Origin of the sequence: Amycolatopsis kentuckyensis (assembly GCF_041679295.1) — a bacterium.
Classification (GTDB): Bacteria; Actinomycetota; Actinomycetes; order Mycobacteriales; family Pseudonocardiaceae; genus Amycolatopsis; species Amycolatopsis kentuckyensis_A.
The window spans coordinates 224,234-241,564 of the sequence record NZ_JBGDMD010000013.1 but is presented as its reverse complement, the minus strand read 5'-3'; the positions used below and the strand labels follow the sequence as shown (position 1 = coordinate 241,564).

22 protein-coding genes are annotated in these 17,331 nt (G+C 71.1%); 7 read left to right on the top strand and 15 right to left on the bottom strand.

Features of this window, described 5'->3' with window-relative positions:
* The coding region (locus tag ACERZO_RS43135) for a hypothetical protein (protein WP_372671758.1) at nt 1–212 on the bottom strand (212 nt) is incomplete at its 3' end.
* Between the two features lie 80 nt (nt 213–292).
* On the opposite strand from ACERZO_RS43135, the gene ACERZO_RS43130 reads away from it, so the two are divergent.
* Nucleotides 293–1,120, top strand: a complete 828-nt coding sequence (locus ACERZO_RS43130) for an ECF transporter S component (protein WP_372671757.1) — start codon at nt 293–295, stop codon at nt 1,118–1,120.
* Here ACERZO_RS43130 and ACERZO_RS43125 read toward each other — a convergent pair.
* Entirely contained in the window at nt 1,111–1,965 is an 855-nt protein-coding gene (locus ACERZO_RS43125; protein ID WP_372671756.1) for a 3-hydroxybutyryl-CoA dehydrogenase, read from the bottom strand. The two genes, ACERZO_RS43130 and ACERZO_RS43125, sit on opposite strands and share 10 nt — an antisense overlap.
* Before the next feature lie 106 nt (nt 1,966–2,071).
* Nucleotides 2,072–2,260, bottom strand: a complete 189-nt coding sequence (locus tag ACERZO_RS43120; protein WP_086684206.1) for a DUF3073 domain-containing protein — start codon at nt 2,258–2,260, stop codon at nt 2,072–2,074.
* 207 nt (nt 2,261–2,467) lie between these two features.
* On the opposite strand from ACERZO_RS43120, the gene ACERZO_RS43115 reads away from it, so the two are divergent.
* Complete coding sequence (locus tag ACERZO_RS43115; protein ID WP_372671755.1) at nt 2,468–3,364, top strand: hypothetical protein; 897 nt, start codon at nt 2,468–2,470, stop codon at nt 3,362–3,364.
* 66 nt (nt 3,365–3,430) lie between these two features.
* Here the strand turns inward: ACERZO_RS43115 and ACERZO_RS43110 are convergent, their stop codons facing one another.
* Genes ACERZO_RS43110 through ygfZ form a run of 3 tightly spaced genes read right to left on the bottom strand, consistent with a single transcriptional unit; the run spans nt 3,431 to nt 6,103 of the window.
* On the bottom strand, nt 3,431–4,363 hold the full coding sequence (locus tag ACERZO_RS43110) for an asparaginase (RefSeq protein ID WP_372671754.1): 933 nt from the start codon (nt 4,361–4,363) through the stop codon (nt 3,431–3,433).
* Nucleotides 4,360–4,923 carry an RsiG family protein gene (locus ACERZO_RS43105; RefSeq protein ID WP_086681249.1) on the bottom strand — a complete coding sequence of 188 codons (564 nt, stop codon included), beginning with the start codon at nt 4,921–4,923 and terminating at the stop codon, nt 4,360–4,362. The genes ACERZO_RS43110 and ACERZO_RS43105 overlap by 4 nt, the downstream gene beginning before the upstream one ends.
* Nucleotides 4,924–4,972: 49 nt before the next feature.
* Nucleotides 4,973–6,103, bottom strand: coding sequence for a CAF17-like 4Fe-4S cluster assembly/insertion protein YgfZ (gene ygfZ, locus ACERZO_RS43100; protein WP_372671753.1), 1,131 nt, complete (start codon nt 6,101–6,103; stop codon nt 4,973–4,975).
* Nucleotides 6,104–6,134: 31 nt separating this feature from the next.
* On the opposite strand from ygfZ, the gene ACERZO_RS43095 reads away from it, so the two are divergent.
* On the top strand, nt 6,135–6,983 hold the full coding sequence (locus ACERZO_RS43095; protein WP_372671752.1) for an aminodeoxychorismate lyase: 849 nt from the start codon (nt 6,135–6,137) through the stop codon (nt 6,981–6,983).
* Here the strand turns inward: ACERZO_RS43095 and ACERZO_RS43090 are convergent.
* The 9 genes from ACERZO_RS43090 to ACERZO_RS43050 form a co-directional block, all read right to left on the bottom strand.
* Complete coding sequence (locus ACERZO_RS43090) at nt 6,962–7,387, bottom strand: hypothetical protein (protein WP_372671751.1); 426 nt, start codon at nt 7,385–7,387, stop codon at nt 6,962–6,964. The genes ACERZO_RS43095 and ACERZO_RS43090 overlap by 22 nt on opposite strands.
* Before the next feature lie 98 nt (nt 7,388–7,485).
* Complete coding sequence (locus ACERZO_RS43085) at nt 7,486–8,331, bottom strand: biotin-dependent carboxyltransferase family protein (protein WP_372671750.1); 846 nt, start codon at nt 8,329–8,331, stop codon at nt 7,486–7,488.
* Nucleotides 8,328–8,924 carry a 5-oxoprolinase subunit B family protein gene (locus ACERZO_RS43080; RefSeq protein WP_372671749.1) on the bottom strand — a complete coding sequence of 199 codons (597 nt, stop codon included), beginning with the start codon at nt 8,922–8,924 and terminating at the stop codon, nt 8,328–8,330. Before ACERZO_RS43080 ends, ACERZO_RS43085 begins: the two co-directional genes overlap by 4 nt.
* A gap of 4 nt (nt 8,925–8,928) precedes the next feature.
* On the bottom strand, nt 8,929–9,543 hold the full coding sequence (locus ACERZO_RS43075) for an FABP family protein (RefSeq protein ID WP_372671748.1): 615 nt from the start codon (nt 9,541–9,543) through the stop codon (nt 8,929–8,931).
* A gap of 234 nt (nt 9,544–9,777) precedes the next feature.
* Entirely contained in the window at nt 9,778–10,089 is a 312-nt protein-coding gene (locus ACERZO_RS43070; RefSeq protein WP_372671747.1) for a DUF1416 domain-containing protein, read from the bottom strand.
* The gene (locus ACERZO_RS43065) at nt 10,089–10,925 is read right to left on the bottom strand and encodes a sulfurtransferase (RefSeq protein ID WP_372671746.1); all 837 of its coding nucleotides are present in this window, start codon (nt 10,923–10,925) and stop codon (nt 10,089–10,091) included. Before ACERZO_RS43065 ends, ACERZO_RS43070 begins: the two co-directional genes overlap by 1 nt.
* 31 nt (nt 10,926–10,956) lie before the next feature.
* Nucleotides 10,957–11,388 (bottom strand): DUF4395 domain-containing protein, encoded by a 432-nt coding sequence (locus ACERZO_RS43060; protein WP_372671745.1) that lies wholly within the window; start codon nt 11,386–11,388, stop codon nt 10,957–10,959.
* A gap of 263 nt (nt 11,389–11,651) precedes the next feature.
* A complete protein-coding gene (locus ACERZO_RS43055; protein ID WP_372671744.1) occupies nt 11,652–12,077 on the bottom strand; it encodes a TlpA family protein disulfide reductase in 426 nt (141 codons plus the stop codon).
* A gap of 10 nt (nt 12,078–12,087) precedes the next feature.
* The gene (locus ACERZO_RS43050; protein ID WP_372671743.1) at nt 12,088–12,984 is read right to left on the bottom strand and encodes an LmeA family phospholipid-binding protein; all 897 of its coding nucleotides are present in this window, start codon (nt 12,982–12,984) and stop codon (nt 12,088–12,090) included.
* 154 nt (nt 12,985–13,138) lie between these two features.
* Between ACERZO_RS43050 and ACERZO_RS43045 the strand changes: the two genes are divergently transcribed.
* The 4 genes from ACERZO_RS43045 to pstC all read left to right on the top strand — a co-directional run bounded on the left by ACERZO_RS43045 (nt 13,139) and on the right by pstC (nt 17,330).
* Complete coding sequence (locus ACERZO_RS43045) at nt 13,139–13,885, top strand: winged helix-turn-helix transcriptional regulator (RefSeq protein ID WP_372671742.1); 747 nt, start codon at nt 13,139–13,141, stop codon at nt 13,883–13,885.
* Between the two features lie 67 nt (nt 13,886–13,952).
* Nucleotides 13,953–14,858 (top strand): mycothiol synthase, encoded by a 906-nt coding sequence (mshD, locus tag ACERZO_RS43040; RefSeq protein WP_372671741.1) that lies wholly within the window; start codon nt 13,953–13,955, stop codon nt 14,856–14,858.
* Nucleotides 14,859–15,083: 225 nt separating this feature from the next.
* Nucleotides 15,084–16,214, top strand: a complete 1,131-nt coding sequence (gene pstS / locus ACERZO_RS43035) for a phosphate ABC transporter substrate-binding protein PstS (RefSeq protein ID WP_372671740.1) — start codon at nt 15,084–15,086, stop codon at nt 16,212–16,214.
* Between the two features lie 51 nt (nt 16,215–16,265).
* Complete coding sequence (gene pstC, locus ACERZO_RS43030) at nt 16,266–17,330, top strand: phosphate ABC transporter permease subunit PstC (protein WP_372671739.1); 1,065 nt, start codon at nt 16,266–16,268, stop codon at nt 17,328–17,330.
* Nucleotide 17,331: the final 1 nt, after the last annotated feature.

Genomic DNA, 17,331 nt, shown 5'->3' with positions numbered 1-17,331 from the left:
CGAGCGATGGCCCGGTCGGCGGTCGGTGCTTGGAGGTGCCCGGTGATGCCGTGGTGGTTCGGTCGGCCGGACGCCAAAGCCCGCGGCGAGCGGCGGCCCAGCCGGTTGCTCAGCGCCTCGGCGCGCTCCGAAGCCCGCGGCGAGCGGCGGCCCGGCCGGTTGCACACCGCCTCGGCACGCTCCGAGGTGTGGGTGCCGGCTCGGCAAGCCACGCGTCAGCTGATGCCCGGCCGGCGTCGAACACCCGCCCGGCCGCCGGCCTCAACCCGCGGTGCCGCTCGGAGGCCTCGGCATGACTGACTTCCTCGGCGAGCGGACCCGCGCGGTCCGCGTCACCCTCCAACCGGCGCTGGTCCTCGGGGTCGCGACCGTCCTCGGCCTGGCCATGTTCTGCTGGCCCCTCTTCGCGCACCCGCAACCCACCGCGGCCGCGCACACCGCGGATGCCCCGTTCGTCTTCATGGCGACCCTGCCGGTGCTGATCCTGGTCGTCCTCGCCGAACTGTCCCGTGGCGGCATCGACGCCAAAGCCCTCGCCCTGCTCGGCGTTCTCTCGGCCGTCAACGCCGGGCTACGACCCCTCGGCGCCGGCACCGGCGGGATCGAGTTGGTCTTCTTCCTGCTCGTCCTCGCCGGGCGCGTGTTCGGAGCCGGATTCGGCTTCGTGCTGGGCTCGGCGTCCCTGTTCACCAGCGCGCTGCTCACCGCCGGCGTCGGGCCGTGGCTGCCGTTCCAGATGCTCGCGTCTTCGCTCATCGGGCTCGGGGCCGGGCTGCTGCCGCGGAAACCGCGCGGCAAAGCGGAAATCGCCATGCTCGTCGCGTACGGGGTCTTCGCGGCCTACTTCTTCGGGCTCCTGATGAGCCTGTGGTCGTGGCCGTTCCTCGCCGGCACCAGCACCCAGCTCGGGTTCGTGCCCGGCGCGCCGCTGCTCGACAACCTGCAGCGGTTCGCGGCGTTCACGATCCTCACGTCGACGCTCGGCTGGGACACCGGCCGCGCGATCACGAACGCCGTCGCGATCGTGCTGCTCGGGCCGGCCGTCCTCGCCGTTCTGCGGCGCGCCGCCAGGCGGGCCGCCTTTGACGCGCCCGTCGAGTTCACCCGAGGTCAGCCGTAGGAGTAGAAGCCCCGGCCGGTCTTCTTGCCCAGCAGGCCCGCGTCCACCATGCGCAGCAGCAGCGGCGGCGACGAGTACAGCGGCTCCTTGAACTCCGCGTACATCGAGTCCGCGATGGCCTTGATCGTGTCCAGCCCGATCAGGTCGGACAGGCGCAGCGGGCCCATCGGGTGCGCGGTGCCCAGCTCCATGCCGCGGTCGATGTCCTCCGCCGACGCGAAGCCCGACTCGATCATCCGGATCGCCGAGAGCAGGTACGGCACCAGCAGCGAGTTCACGATGAACCCGGCGCGGTCCTGGGAGCGGATGACCGTCTTGCCCAGGGCCGTCGTCGCGTGCTCCTCCGCGCGGCGGGCCGTCTCCTCGCTCGTCAGCAGCGAGGGCACCAGCTCCACCAGCGGCAGCACCGGCACCGGGTTGAAGAAGTGGATGCCGACCACCTGCTGCGGCCGGCTCGTCGCCATGCCCAGCTTCATGATCGGGATCGACGACGTGTTGGACGCGAACAGCGCGTCCTCCGCCTCGACGATCTTGTCCAGCTGGCGGAAGACGTCGACCTTCGCCTGCTCCTGCTCGAGGATCGCCTCGACGACCAGTTCGCGGTCGGCGAACTCGGCGATGTCCGTCGTGAAGCGGAGCCTGCCCAATGCCGCGTCGGCGTCTTCGGGGGACAGCTTGCCGTTCTTGACGCCGCGCTGCAGCGACTTCTCGATGCGGGCCTTGCCCGCGTCGAGCGCCGGCTGGTTCACCTCGGTGACCACGACGTCCAACCCGGACCGGGCGTGCACCTCGGCGATGCCGGACCCCATGAGGCCCGCCCCGACGACTCCAACCCGACTTACCACCGGCTCACTCCTTCATCGCTTCGCAGGCCCCGTACTTGGGCAGCACGCAGCGCGCGAGGGCGGTGACCAGGTCGTGCCCGGCTCGCCCTCGCGCGGTTACGCGTGCTCAACGACGGTACTCGTCGTACCCGTCGTCGTACGGGTCTTGATCTTCGCTGTCGGACTCCTCGTAATGACTGCTGGAGGAGTTACTCGACAGCTCGCGCTGCAAAGCATCGAAGTCGGTCTCGTGCGAGCTGTACTTGAGCTCGCGCGCCACCTTCGTCTGCTTGGCCTTAGCCCGGCCGCGCCCCATGGCTCGACCCCCTCGCACAGGGGCGGGGCGGCCGGGGGAATCGGCGGCCCCGCATCGTCTCGACAATTCTTTCCTGCTCACACCGTACCGTGTCCGGGGGGTTGGATGCGACGTGGCACGGTGTGCCGGTGGTGACAGTGTCCGGCGGACACCGGTTACCGGCCGGTCGGTGGCGATCGGCGCAGGTAGGCGTGCCACGATCTACTCGTGCTCCGTCCCTTCGCGGCCTACTTGCGGGTGTACGAACCCCTGCTCGCCCTGGGCGAGCCGCCGGACGAACGGCTGCGCGCGGCCGTCGCGGCGGCCAAGCTGCGGCGGACGGACGCGGGGGTGCGCGAGCAGGCCATGTGGCTCAAGTCACAGGTCGCGGCGCCGCGGCGGCTGCTGCCCGCCGAGCTCGCCGACGGGCGTCCCGCACCGAGCCTGCTGACCGACGTCCTGGTGCTCGCGCCCGAGGACCTGCCGGACGGCCGGGCCGGGCAGGGGCCGTTCGTCTGCCCGCTGGAGCTGCGGGCCCGTTCGGCCGCGGCGCTGGTCACGTTCCTCGGGGACGCGCACCCGGCGCTGAAGAACGTCGTCCTCGACGAAGGCGGCTTCACGCAGGAGACGATCCGCGCGCGGACGAAGTCGGCGATGGCGGACCTGAGCACGACGGCCGCGCACACACTGTCGACGACGTGGACCGTCCCGCTGCCCTGGTTCGTGCTGATCGACCCGGACGAGCGCCGGCTGGTGCTCGGCAGCGGCCGCGACGACCCGAAGCGCGAACTCTCCTGGCGGACCACCCTCGCCGACGCGCAGCACCGGGCGCGCGAGGCCGGCGAGCTGCTGGAGCAGACGTTCGGCGACTCCGGACCCGGGCGCGTGCTGTTCGAGACGCGGCGGTGGCTGGACAACTTCCACGCGGACTCGGTGGTCGAGCTCGACTACGGCGGGCTGGTCCAGCTGTTCGCCGACCCGATCCTCGAGTCCGACAACACCGCGGACGAGGTCCACGACATCCTGGACGCGCTGCGCTCGGGCAACGTCGAGGAACTGGCCGAGCTGTTCTCCGACCTGCGCGAGTTCTGGGGCGACCTGGCGTCGAAGGAACGTTCGAACTAGCCCGGCGACGCCTTCCGTTCCCCAGAACTGTCGGTGCCCACCGGTAGCGTGGAAAACGGGGGCTGCTCAGCGCAGCTCGGGCACCCGCACCTCGCCGACCGGACGCCCGGCCCCGAGCACCGAGCCGCGGGCCAGCTCGTCAAGCCCCGAGACGTCCACGCCCAGGTACCGCAGCGCCTCGACGGCCAGGGGCGCGCAGGCCCGCTTGTTGCCGTCGTCGATCTTCATCGCCACCGCGAACCCGTCCGGGAGCGCGAACGCGTGGACACCTTCCGCGCCACCCTTGGCGACCAGACCGTCCACGGTGGACATCAGCACGGTGTCCTCGCGGCCCGTCCCCGCCACCAGCCACGGGTGCGCGCGCATGGCAGAAGCGACCTCCGACGCGGGACCCGAAGCCGCGGCCGCCACCCGGCCGAACGCGCGGGCCAGGCCCGTCAAGGAGAACGCGAAGAGCGGCGCGCCGCAGCCGTCGACTCCCGTGTGGGCGATCGGTTCGCCCGTCAGCTCCGCCACCGTGGCCGCGAGCGCCTGCTGCAGCGGGTGGTCCGGGGACTCGTACCCGGACGTCGGCCAGCCGGCGCGGACGCAGGTCGTCAGCATCGCCGTGTGCTTGCCGGAGCAGTTCATCATCACGCGCCGCGGCTCGGCGGCGTCGCGCATGCTCGGGATATGCAGCGGGAAGTCCGGTGGGCACGCCAGGTCGTCTTCGCGCAGCCCGGCCGCGCTGAGCAGTTCGAGCACCCGCTTCACGTGCCCCGGCTCGCCGGAGTGCGACGCGCACGCCAGCGCCAGCTCCTCGCCCGTGAAGTCCAGTCCGGACCGCAGCATCCCGATCGCCTGCAGCGGCTTGTTCGAGGAACGCGGGAAGACCGGCGAAGTCACGTCGCCGAGGGCAAGGCGCGCGTCGCCTTCGGGGCCGGTGATCACGAGCGCGCCGCGGTGGACGCTCTCCACGAAACCGGATCGGACGACTTCCGCGAGGACGGGGTTCGTCACTCGCCGTGCCCGCCTTCGCTCTCCAGCAACTCGTCCACAGTGGCCGAACCCTGCTGGTAGCGCTTCGCGATCTCCGCGTTGAGCGTGTCCATCACGCCCTGCACTTCGCGCCGGAAGGACGAAACCGACAGCTCTTCGCTGGCGTAGGTGTCCAAAGCGGAGGCGAGCTTCTCGTCCGTCAGAGACTCGACGTCGGTCAGGTCGGTGTCGCCGATCAAGGCCTCCGCGTGCCGCCGGTGCTCGCCGGCGCGGGACGGCTCGAGCTGCTGGTGGCGGCCGGAACCCGCGGCCGGGCCCAGCGCGTTGTCGGCGAGGATCGTGGCCAGCTGGTCGACGATGCTCGACTCGCCGCCGGAGCTGCGCCGAGCCTGCTCCGCGCGCACGATGTCGATCCGCGCGTGCAGTAGCCGGCGCAGGTAGGACAGGTCCGTCTCTTCCTGCGCGGCTTCGTCGCGCCGCTCGCGCAGCACCTTCAGCGGCAACTCACCCAGGCCGCTGAGGTACCCCGGGCCGAGCACGCGGTCGATCCGCCGCCTGCCGCCGGGCCGCACTTCGATCACAGCGCAGTTTATCCCGGTTGAGCGTGATCTCGCTGTCAGGGGCTTTGGTTCAACCACGAAGTTGCGCCGCCGCCGCACGGCCGGGTGCAGGCTGCTCCGACGGGACGGAATCGGGGTCGATCGCCGCCTGGACGAGGTTGTCTTCCGAGCCGGTCAGCAGCTCGGCGCCTACCGGAGTGGACCGCTTGACCAGCGCCAACGCGATCGGGCCGAGCTCGTGGTGCTGGATCACCGTGCCGATCCGGCCGACGGTCCGGCCGTCGAGCAGCACCGGGTCGCCGGTCTCCGGCGTGACCTCGGGCGAGCCGTCGAGGTGCAGCAGGAGGAGGTTGCGCGGCGGGCGTCCCACGTTGTGGACCTTCGACACCGTCTCCTGGCCGCGGTAGCAGCCCTTCGCGACGTGCGCGGCCGAGCCGACCCAGCCCACCTCGTGCGGGATCGTGCGCTCGTCGGTGTCCACGCCCAGCCGCGGTCGCAGCGACTCGACGCGCAGGGCGTCGAACACCCAGCTGCCCGCCGCGCGGGCGCCCGCGTCGGTGAGCCGCTTCCACCAGTCCAGCAGCGAGGCGCGCGGCACCGCCAGGTCGACGCTCCACCGGCCGGGCCACGGCATCCGCCGCGCGAACCCGCCGTCCGGCAGCGCGGCGACCGCGTACGGCTCCGGGCCGATCTCGACGCCGGCCGCGCTCAGCACGCGCTCGGCGTCCGGGCCGAGCACGGTGAGCAGCGCGAGCTCCTCGGTCGCGTCGCGGATGTCCACCTTGGACCAGAACTTCATCGCTTCGAGGTACTCGCGCAGCGTCTGGGGGCCGCCCTTGGGCAGCGCGCTGGTGACGCTCGTGCCGGGGTCGGTGTCGAGGTAGACGGTGCCGTCGAGGTGCGCGACGACCATGTGCGTCTCGACGCGGCCCTGGCTGTCCAGCACCAGCGCTTCGGTGCCGGAGCCCTCGGCGAGTTCGGTCACGTGCTGCGAGATCACCAGGTGCAGCCACGACAGCCGTTCTTCGCCGCTGACGGCGAGGAACTCGCGGTGCGACCGGTCGATCACGACGGCGCCGCGCGACGCCGTGCGCTGCTCCGCGAAGGGGTCTCCCCAGTGCCAGGGGACGCCGGCTTCGGGGTGGTCGTCAGGAGGAGGGATCGATCCGGGCACGTCCAGCAGCGGCGAGCGGTACGGCATACCCCCAAGCCTAGGTGAGTACGGTGTCGGCATGCGCGTGCTCGTCCTCCTCGACGGAACCCCGGCCGACCCCGAAGCCGCCCAGATCAAGGTCGACGACCTCGGTCTGCTGCGCGGCGACGGCGTCTTCGAGACGATCCTGGTCGTCGACGGCAAGCCCCGTGAACTGCGCCCGCACCTCGAGCGGCTGGCCCGCTCGGCGGCCATGCTCGACCTGCCCGAGCCCGACCTCGCCGCGTGGGAACGCGTGGTCGCGCAGGTGCTGGAGCGGTGGACCGGCGGCCGCGAAATGACGCTGAAACTGGTGTACACCAGGGGATCCGACGGCGATCCGGCCGCCGCCCCGACCGGGTTCGCCCTCGGTTCCGAGGTGCCGGCGTCGATCTTGAAGGCGCGCGCCGAAGGCGTCGCCGCGATCACCCTCGAACGCGGGTTCACGCCGGACCTCGCCGAGCGCGCGCCCTGGCTGCTGCTGGGCGCGAAGCCGTTGTCGTACGCGATGAACATGGCGGCCGTGCGCGAAGCCGGCCGCCGGGGCGCCGATGATGTGATTTTCACCGCCGCCGACGGTTCGATCTTCGAAGGGCCGACGTCGACCGTGGTGCTCGCGAAGGGGCGGACGCTCTATACGCCGCCGTCGAGCATCGGCATCCTGCCGGGCACCACCCAGGCCGCGCTGTTCCGCGGCGCGGAGAAGGCCGGCTGGGTGGTCAAGGTGGAGCCGCTGACCGTGCGCGACCTCGTCGAGGGCGACGGCGTCTTCATGGCGTCGAGCGTGCGCAAGCTGACCCGCGTGCACACGCTGGACGGCGGGCGGCTGCCGGACTCGTCGGCGGTGTACGCCGAGCTCGTGGCGGCCTACGAGGCCGAGTACGCCTGACCGAGGCGGATCCGGACGACGGCGGGCGCGACCGCTTCGGCGCGGTAGGCGGCGATCTTGTGGTGGCCGTCGATGATCAGCTCGCGGTCGCCGTCGGCCAGCAGGACCGCGACCGGGCGGTGGCCGGTGCGGATGGCGGTCCGGTAGTAGCCGACGCGGGCCTCGTCGGACGGCGGCCAGGTGTCGGTCGGGGTGACCGGCTGGTCTTCGGACAGCCGTTCCGGGCCGCTGACCCGGTAGTCGCCGTCGACGAGCAGGTCGAGGACCGGCCCGAGCGTGGTGGCGAGCGGGCGGCGCAGCTGACCGGTGGCCAGCGCGATCCGCAGCGACTGGGGCAGCTCCGCCCGCACCCGCGTGTTCACGTCGAGAAAACCCGTGCCACCGCTGATCGTCACCTGTTCCACGCCTATCAGGACGGGTGGCGGCGCGACATGGTTCCAGGACTCACGCGGACGGGTGCACCGGGTGATCCGGGTCTCACTCGCGTAGCGGTACCGGACTTTCAGGACAGCCGGAACCGGACGCGGGTGCCCGGCCGGGCCTGGGCGAGCGCGCTCAGCGCGGTGGGCCGCACGACGGCCGCGACGGGGTAGCCGCCGGTCGTCGGGTGGTCGGCGAGGAACACCACCGGCAGCCCGCTCGGCGGCACCTGGATCGCGCCCGTGACGACCCCCTCGCTGGGCAGTTCGCCGTCGATCGCGCGGCGCAACGGCGTCCCGTCGAGGCGCAGGCCGACGCGGTTGGACTCCGCCGTGACGGTCCACCACGCGGAGAGCCCGCGCGCCGGGTCGTCGAGCCAGTCGTCGCGCGGGCCGAGCGTCACCGGGACTACCAGTTCGGCGGGTGCCGGCGCCGGGACGACGACGTCCGCGCCCACCGGGATGCCGGGCTCGCCGAGCGGGAGCACGTCGCCGCCCGTCAGCGGTTCGGGACCGATACCGGACAGGACGTCGCGGGAGCGGCTGCCCAGCACCTCCTCGACGGCGATCCCGCCGGACACCGCGAGGTAGCAGCGCAGGCCGGTCGACGGCGTGCCGACCGTCAGCGTCTGGCCGGCGCGCACCGGCACCGGGACGTGGGAGCCGAAGGAGCGGCCGTCGACGGCGACCTCGACGGCCGGCCCGGTCACCGCGACCGTCGCCGAGGCGGTGAGCCGCACCTCGATGCCGCCCAGCAGGGCTTCGATGCCCGCGGCCGCCGCGGGGTTGCCGACCAGCCGGTTCGCGAGCCGCAGCGACGCGATGTCCAGCGCGCCGGACGGCGCGACCCCGAGGTGCGCGTAGCCGGGCCGGCCCAGGTCCTCGACCAGCGCGTACCGCCCCGGGTCGAGCACTTCGAGGGACCTCACCGGACGCACCGGAAGCGGACGCGGTCGCCCGGCGCGAAGAGCGCGGGCGGGTCGGCGTGCGGGTCGAACAGCGTCGCCGACGTGTGGCCGAGCAGCCGCCAGCCACCCGGCGATTCGCGCGGGTAGACGCCGGTGAACTCGCCCGCCAGGCCCACCGACCCGGCCGGGACGCGGGTGCGCGGGGACTTCAGCCGCGGCTGCTGAAGCTGGGTTGGAAGCCCGGTCAGGTAGCCGAAGCCGGGCGCGAAACCGGTGAACGCGACCGTGTAGACGGCTTCGGTGTGCAGCTCGACGACGGCGTCCACGGACATCCCGGCGTCCGACGCGACGAGTGCGAGGTCTTCGCCGTCGTAGCGGACGTCGAGGGTCACTTCGCGCGGTTCGCCGGCGGGCGGGTGCGTCAGATCGGCGTCGTCGAGCAGGGCTTTCACGGCGGCGACCCCGCCGACGACGAGCAGGCTGCGGGCGCCGGGCACGAGGTCGACGACTCCGGCCGGGCGGGCGGCCGCCACGGTCGCGTGGGCCGCCCGCATCTGCTCGAGGGAGTCGCAGTCGAGCAGGGCGGCGTCCGCGCCACACGGCCGCCAGCGCACGGCGTCAGCCGACGACGCGGCGCAGCAGGGCCGAGGAGTGCGGCTGCATCTCCTGGCCCACCATCGCGCGTTCCTCGACGTAGCCGAGGGAGCCTTCGATCAGGCCGTACAGCCGCTGGGCCGCGGTGACGTCCTTGGCCGTGGCCGTGCGGATCACCGCGTCGGTGCCGAGCTCCCAGGACGTCTGGTTGCGCGGCTTGCCGTAGTACAGCTCGACGATGCCGGTGTTGTGGGTGAGCAGCAGCTCGATGGTGTCGTCCTCCTGCGGCCGCCAGAACCCGGACTCGCGGGCGGCGGGGCGGATGACGTTGCCGTCGTCGTCCAGCAGCCAGGCGCGGGCCTCGTGGATCAGGAAGGGGCGGCCGTCGTGGGAGATCGTCAGCTGCTGCGCGAACTTGCGGGGGCCGTCGATGGTCGGGTAGTCGACCTCGCCTTCCCCGCGCCAGACGCCGACGAGCGGCAGCAGCGCGAGACAGGCGTCGTTGAGGTTCGGTCCCTCACGCAGGTTCGCGGTGTCGTTCGGGATGGGCAGGTCGTCCCACAGCGGGAGGTTGCGCGTGCGGGTGCTCTCCGCACGGGCCTCCGCTGCCGCGATGGCTTCGTCGCCGCTGGCGGTCATGGGTCAGCGCTGGTCCGCGTACAGCCGGTAAACGACGTAGACGGCGAACCAGGTGATCGCGACGCCCGCCAGCACCAGGAGGGTCGTAAACAAGGCTTCCACGGCTGGCAGCTTAGTCCGCCGCCCCGCCCCCGGCGCCGCCCAGGGTCGGCACGGTGAGCACAGTCACCCGGCCGGAAACGCCAGGAAGGGCACCTCCGCCGGTGTGGAGGTGCCCTTCCCGAAGAACGAACGTCAGCCGACCGAGATGGCCAGCTGGTGCAGGCCCGGCCCCTCCGCCGTGACGGAGGCCTCGCCGTTGCCCGTGCGGTGCAGCGCGCGCACCGTCCACTCGCCCGGCGCCGCGTAGAAGCGGAAGTCGCCCTCGGCCGAGGAGACCACCTCGCCGGTGAAGTCGCCGCCGCCGTCCAGGAGCCGGACGAACGCGCCGCCGACCGGCCCGTCCGCGCCGGTCACCTTGCCGGCGAGCACGACCTGGCCCCGCGTGTCGAAGTCGGCCGGCGTGGCCTCCTGGACCGGTGCGCCGCAGCTGTCGTCTACCGCCATCACTTGGCTCCCAACTCGACCGGCACGCCGACCAGCGAGCCGTATTCCGTCCACGAACCGTCGTAGTTCTTGACGTCCTCGTAGCCCAGCAGCTCGTGGAGCGCGAACCAGGCGATGGAGGAGCGCTCGCCGATGCGGCAGTAGGCGATGGTGCCCTTGCCCTCGTCGATGCCCTCGTCCTTGTAGAGCTCCTTGATCTCTTCCTCGGTCTTGAAGGTGCCGTCCTCGTTGGCGACCTTCGCCCACGGCACGTTCAGCGCGCCGGGGATGTGGCCGGGAACCTGGGACTGCTCCTGCGGCAGGTGCGCCGGGGCGAGCAGCTTGCCGGAGAACTCGTCGGGCGAACGGACGTCGACGAAGTTCTTCGAGCCGATCGACTGGACGACCTCGTCGCGGAACGCCCGCAGCGAGAGGTCCTGGTCCTGGGCCTGGTACTGGGTCGCGTCGCGCTTGACCTCGTCCGAGTTCAGCTCGCGGCCGTCGAGCTCCCATTTCTTGCGGCCGCCGTCGAGCAGCTTGACCTTGTCGTGGCCGTACAGCTTGAAGTACCAGTACGCGTACGCCGCGAACCAGTTGTTGTTGCCGCCGTAGAGGACGACGAGGTCGTCGTTCGAGATCCCCTTCTCCGACAGGAGCTTCTCGAAGCCCTCCTTGGAGACGAAGTCGCGGCGCACCCCGTCCTGCAGGTCCTTGCGCCAGTCGAACTTCACCGCGCCCCGGATGTGGCCGGCGTCGTAGGCGGTGGTGTCCTCGTCGACCTCGGCGAACACGACGCCGGGGGTGTCCAGGTTCTCCTCGGCCCACTGGGTGGTGACCAGGACGTCTTCACGGCTCATGAGAACAGAACTCTCTTTCTGGGTTGGACTTTCAGGACGCGCGGGCGGGGGTGAAGCGTTTGATCAGCAAGTACATTTCGCAGCCGAGGCAGAAGTTGAAAGCCGCGTTGAGGAAGGCCGCGAACAGTGCGAACGCCGTCGCGACGATGCCGAGCGGGGTGATCCCCACCGCGAAGCCGATCGTGCCGACGAGGGCGAAGACGAACCCGACGGCCTGGGCGAACCGCAGCGGCGCCGCGTCCTCGCGCTCGTCGGTCGGGCCGAGGCGCGGAGCCACGAGCGCGCGGTACACGATCGAGTAGGGCGCGGGCTTGAGCCCGACGAACGCGCCGATGGCGAACACGACGGTCTGGATCGCCAGCAGCGGCCACCACTGGGTGACCAGGACGACCGCGAGCACGATCGTGGTCAGGATGGCGGCGAACCGCGGGCCACGCGGGTCGACGGCCGGTCCGGCGGACATGGTTCCTCCAGCTGGAGCAGGGCAGGGTGCGTGCGAACGGCACGCGTCAGCGGCATCGGGGCTGGTGAAGACCGGACGTGCGTCAGCGCCGGTCGGAGGAAGCGCGACACAGGCTGCTGCGGACGCGGCAGAGGTCGACTGCGCGTCGCTGCGTCAAGAAGGTGGTCAGCCCGGTCACGGGTGCGAGGGTACCCAGAGCTCCCTCAGAGTGGGAACCACGTTCATACCTTGGGACGATTCCCAGAAGCCGGGACAATCCCTGGTCAAGCCGTCCGGGTCGTGAGATGAGGCTGGAGCGCGGCCAGCAGTTCGGGGCCCTTGGGGACGCCGCCGACGCGCAGCAGCTCCCGGCCGTCCGGGGTCAGCGCGATCGTGGTCGGCGTCCGCAGCACGGACAGCGACTGCGCGACCTCCGGGGAGTTCGTGACGTCGAGTTCGACGTGGTGCAGGCCGTCGGTGCGCTCGGCCAGCGGCTCGAGCACGGCCTTCGCGTGCCGGCAGGGCGCGCAGAAGGTGGTGGAGATCTGGACCAGCGTCACGGCGGACGCCGGGTCGAGCACGTCGGTGACGGGGCCGGGCAGCTCACGCACGGGCTTCGCCTCGCGCACGCGGCCGTTGCGGGCTTTCAGCAGCAGGCCGACGGCCGTAGCCACCACCAGCACCGCCACGAGCACCCACAGCCCCGTCACCGGCCGCTCCTTACCTGCTCAGCTCCGCGAAGGACACGTTGGTCGCTTCGCCCTTGATCGTCACCGATCCGCTCTGCACCCGCACGCCGGTCGGGGTGACCGACAGCGGCAGGTCCTTCGTGCTGATCGACGCCTTGAAGTTCGGCAACAGCGCGTTCTGCACCGCCTGGGGAACGACCGTGGTCTCCTGGTCATTCCCGAACTGCAGCCGCTTGGGGACGAAGTCGATCGTCCCGCCCTTCGCGTCGGCCTCGATCATCGCGAAGCAGAAGATTTCCAGGTCCTTGCCCGCGAACGGAAGGTGTCCCGAAATGCGGACACCCGTGCTCGACTCGTCCTGCTCGACCTGGCCATCGGTGGTCGTCGTGGTCGGCGTCGGCTCGCTCTGCCCGCTGTCGCCGTTCTGGACGTACTCGGAGGTCGACGGCTCGATCCGCAGGTCCTTGATCTTGTCCAGCGGCGACAGGCGTGCGAGGTCGGCGGCCTTGATGGTCACCGAGCCGGTCAGCTTGCCGATCGTGATCGCCTTCGTGTTGCCGTTCGTGAGGTCCGACAGCGGCGCGGTGACGTCCTCGAGTTCGGCGTTCACCGCGACGTCCTGGAGCTTGTCGGCGACGGGCACGCCGGCGGCGGACACGCTGATGTGACTGTAGTCACCGCCCAGCGCCTGGGTGAGGAACGGGAAGCCGTGGATCGTCACCGACGGGTCGTCGGTCAGCTGCAGCTGGGTGCGCGCCTTCTGCGAAATCATGTGCTCGGCGTACGCCGCCGCCCCGAAATCCGCGCCGACCAGCAGCAGGACCAGGACGACGAGCGCGATCACCCAGCGGCGGGCCCGGCGCCCGCGGCGCCGCGCGTCCGGCCTCGGTGCGGGTCGGTCGTCCCGGGTCACGGGCCTGCTCACCATCGCGTCCGTACTCCTGTTCGTCGGGGACACCGGGGGTTTCTCCAGGTGTGATCGATCCAGCAAGGGTTAGGTGCCCGGCCGTTCAGCCGCTATTCTCACTTAGCACCGGCGAACGCCACCCGTGAGGCGACGACTTGTGAAGGCGGTGCGGCTGATGAGCCTGGACCTTCTGGTACTTACCGCGGAAGCCGATGCCACTTCGGTGCTCCCCGCACTGGACCTGCTGCCGCACACCGTACGCGTCCGCGCTCCCGAAGTGACGGCCCTGCTCGACGCGGGCCACCGTGACGTCATCCTCCTCGACGCCCGCAGCGACCTGGCCTCGGCGAAGAGCCTCTGCCGGCTGCTCAAGGGCACCGGCGAGGACGAAGCCGCGACCCCGATCATCGCCGTCGTCGGCGAGGGCGGGCTCGTCGCCGTGAGCGCCGAGTGGCGCACCGACGACATCCTCCTGCCCACCGCGGGCCCGGCGGAGGTCGACGCCCGGCTGCGGCTGGTCACGACCCGCGACGGCGGCTCCCAGCAGGTCGACGCCGAGCTGCGCGTCGGCGAGCTGGTCATCGACGAGGCGACCTACACCGCCCGCCTGCGCAAGCGCACCCTCGAACTCACCTACAAGGAGTTCGAGCTGCTCAAGTACCTCGCCCAGCACGCCGGCCGGGTGTTCACCCGCGCCCAGCTGCTGCAGGAGGTCTGGGGCTACGACTTCTTCGGCGGCACGCGCACGGTCGACGTGCACGTCCGGCGGCTGCGCGCCAAGCTCGGCCCCGAGCACGAGCAGATGATCGGCACCGTGCGCAACGTCGGCTACAAGTTCGAGCGGCCGGCCAAGGGCGGCGTTCCGCGCCAGGCGCCCGTCCCGGCCGAAGCACCGGCGGAGACCCCCGAGCTCGCGCACTGACGCCATCACACTTTCCAGGACGCGGTGACAGCCTTCGCGTTGCCTCTGTCGCGGGTACGGTCGCAGGGTGACTGGAGACGGCGAGTGGCGCCAGGAACTGGACGACAAGCAGCTCGACGACGTCCGCGGGCTGCTGCTGGCCGTCCGCGACGCCGACGGGCGGCCGGAGGTCGAACCCGAGGGCGCGCTGCCCGGTGAGTTCGACGGCGGCGAGCACCTGGTCGCCTGCGTCGAAGGCGAGGTCGTCGGCTACGCCCACCTCGACACCACCGGCGACTCGTTCGGGCACCAGGTCGCCGAGCTGTTCGTGCACCCCGCCCACCGCGACCGCGGTTACGGCGCGAAGCTCCTGCAGGCGGTCGACGAGCGCGCCGCCGTCGGGTTCCGCATCTGGGCGCACGGCGACCACCCGGCGGCGCGGAAGCTGGCGCTGAAGACCGGCTTCGAGCGCAAGCGCGAGCTGCTCATCCTGCACACGGACGTCGAGGGCGCGGACTGGCCGGAGCCGCGGCTGCGTGACGGCGTCTCGCTGCGCACGTTCGTCCCGGGCCAGGACGAGGACGCCGTCGTCCGGGTCAACGCGCGGGCCTTCGACTGGCACCCCGAGCAGGGCGCGCTGACCGCCGACGACATCCGCGCCGACGAGGCGCGCGCCTGGTTCGACGCCGACGGCTTCTTCCTCGCCGAAGAAAATGGCGAGGTCATCGGCTTCCACTGGACGAAGGTCCACGAGCCCACGCCGGGCCGGTTCGGCGGCGAGCGCGTCGGCGAGGTCTACGTCGTCGGCGTCGACCCGGCGGCGCAGGGCAGCGGGCTCGGGCGGGCGCTGACGCTCGCCGGCCTGCGGTACCTCGCGAGCCGCGGGCTGCGGCAGATCATCCTGTACGTCGAGGGCGACAACGCCCCGGCACTCGCGGTCTACACCAAGCTCGGGTTCACGCGTCACGAAACCGACGTCCAGTACGGTCGGTGACCACGATGGACGCCGCGCGAACACCTCGTCACGGTGTGCGAACGCGCAGGTCACGGCCCGGACACGGCACCCTATCGGGGTAGTAGCACTCCTCACATCCGTAGCCTTGTTCACTTTTCGTTCACCTGGAGAGGGTCACCCGTCCACCGGCGCTGCCTAATGTCCGGATCCGGCGCGGCAGCACGCCGCGACGACCCGGTCAAGCTCCTGATGGAGGAAACAGCAGTGAAGATCATGCGGCCCCTGAGCGCGGTGGGCATCGTCGCGAGCGCCGCCCTCGTGCTCGCCGCCTGTGGCACCGACCCTGCGGCGTCCAACAGCGGTAGCTCGAACTCGGCTTCGGCCCCCGCTGCCACCGGCACCGCCGACGTGGAGTGCGGTGGCAAGAGCCCGCTCTCCGCGGAAGGTTCGTCGGCCCAGAAGAACGCCATCGACATCTTCACGCAGCAGTACAGCAAGAAGTGCGCCGGCCAGCAGGTCAACTACAACCCGAGCGGCTCGGGCGCGGGCGTCAAGCAGTTCAACGCCAACCAGATCGACTTCGGCGGCTCGGACTCGCCGATCAAGGACGCCGACGCCGCGGCCGCCAAGGCCCGCTGCGCCAGCGACGCCTGGAACATCCCGCTGGTCGTCGGCCCGATCGCGGTCGCCTACAAGCTGTCCGGCGTCGACAAGCTGACGCTGACCCCGTCGGTGACCGCCAAGATCTTCAGCGGTGGCATCACCAAGTGGAACGACCCGGCCATCAAGGCGGTCAAGGGCAACGAGAGCCTGAACCTGCCGGACAAGCCGATCCAGGTCGTCTCCCGCGCCGACGAGTCGGGCACCACCGACAACTTCCAGAAGTACCTGGGCGCGGCCGCGAAGGCGGACTGGACCAAGGGCGCCGGCAAGAAGTTCAACGGTGGCGTCGGCAACGGTGCGCAGGGCTCCAACGGCGTCGCGACCGCGGTGAAGGCCTCCGACGGCGGCATCACCTACGTCGAGGGCGCGTTCGCCAAGGACGGCCTGACCCCGGCCCTCATCGACAGCGGCTCCGGCGGCGTCGAGCTCAACGCGGCGAACGTGGCGAAGTCCCTGGACGCGGCGAAGTTCCTCAAGGACGGCTCGAACGACCTCGCGCTCGACCTCAACGGCATCTACGCCAGCAACACCCCGGGTGCCTACCCGCTGCTGCTGACGACCTACGAGATCGTCTGCTCGAAGTACGCGGACCCGAACGTCGCGAAGGCCGTCAAGGCGTTCCTGACGGTGGCGGCCACCGACGGTCAGCAGCCGCTGTCCTCGAAGGGCTACGTGCCGATCCCGCAGTCGCTGCAGACCAAGGTGCTGGCCGCCGTCAAGGCGATCTCCTGAACCGGCATTGCGACTGATTACCGAGTGATAGAGGCTGGTCAGAAGTAGCTGATGAGCGAGTCATCCTCGACGCGAACGCCCACCGGCGACCCCGGTGGGCGTTCGTCGTCCGCCACGACGCCCCCGGAGGTCCCGATTTCGGAGCAAGCAGCCCCGCCGGCGGCGCCCGAGCCGCCCGCGAGCGAGAAACCGAAGAAGCGGCCCGGTGACCGCATCTTCCAGAACCTGACCACCGGGGCGGGTGTCTTCGTCGTCGCCCTGATCGGCCTGATCGGGCTCTTCCTGCTGATCCAGGCGATCCCGGCGCTGCAGGCCGACAACGCCAACTTCCTGACGAACCACGGCTGGTCGACCAACGACCCCGCCAACATGTCGTTCGGCATCCTCGACCTGCTCGAGGTGACCGTGGCGACGTCGGTCGTGGCGCTGATCATCGCGATGCCCGTCTCGCTGGGCATCGCGCTGTTCCTGACCCAGTACGCGCCGAAGCGGCTCGCGCGGCCCTTCGCGTACGTCATCGACCTGCTCGCCGCGGTGCCGTCGATCATCTTCGGCCTGTGGGGCATCCTGGTCTTCGCGCCGGCGATCGAGCCGTTCTCGCAGTGGATCAACACCACGTTCTCCTGGTTCCCGCTGCTGGCGCCCGGCAACGTCGCGCCGAGCGTGCGCGGCACGATCTTCACCGCCGGCATCGTGCTGGCCGTGATGATCCTGCCGATCATCACGTCGCTCTCGCGCGAGGTCTTCGAGCGCACGCCCACCCCGCACATGGAGGGCGCGCTCGCCCTCGGGGCCACCCGGTGGGAGGTCATCCGCACGACGGTGCTGCCGTTCGGCAAGGCCGGGTACATCGGCGCGTCCATGCTCGGCCTCGGCCGCGCGCTCGGTGAGACGATCGCGCTGGCTGTCATCCTGCTGATCCCGCAGGGCAAGAACTTCGACTGGAGCCTCTTCGACGGCGGTGCCACCTTCGCCTCGAAGATCGCCGCGAACTACAGCGAGTTCAACAACGAGATCTCGGCCGGCGCGTACATCGCGGCCGGCCTGGTGCTGTTCGTGCTCACGTTCCTCGTCAACTTCGCGGCGCGTTCCGTCATCGGCAAGAAGGGAGACTGAG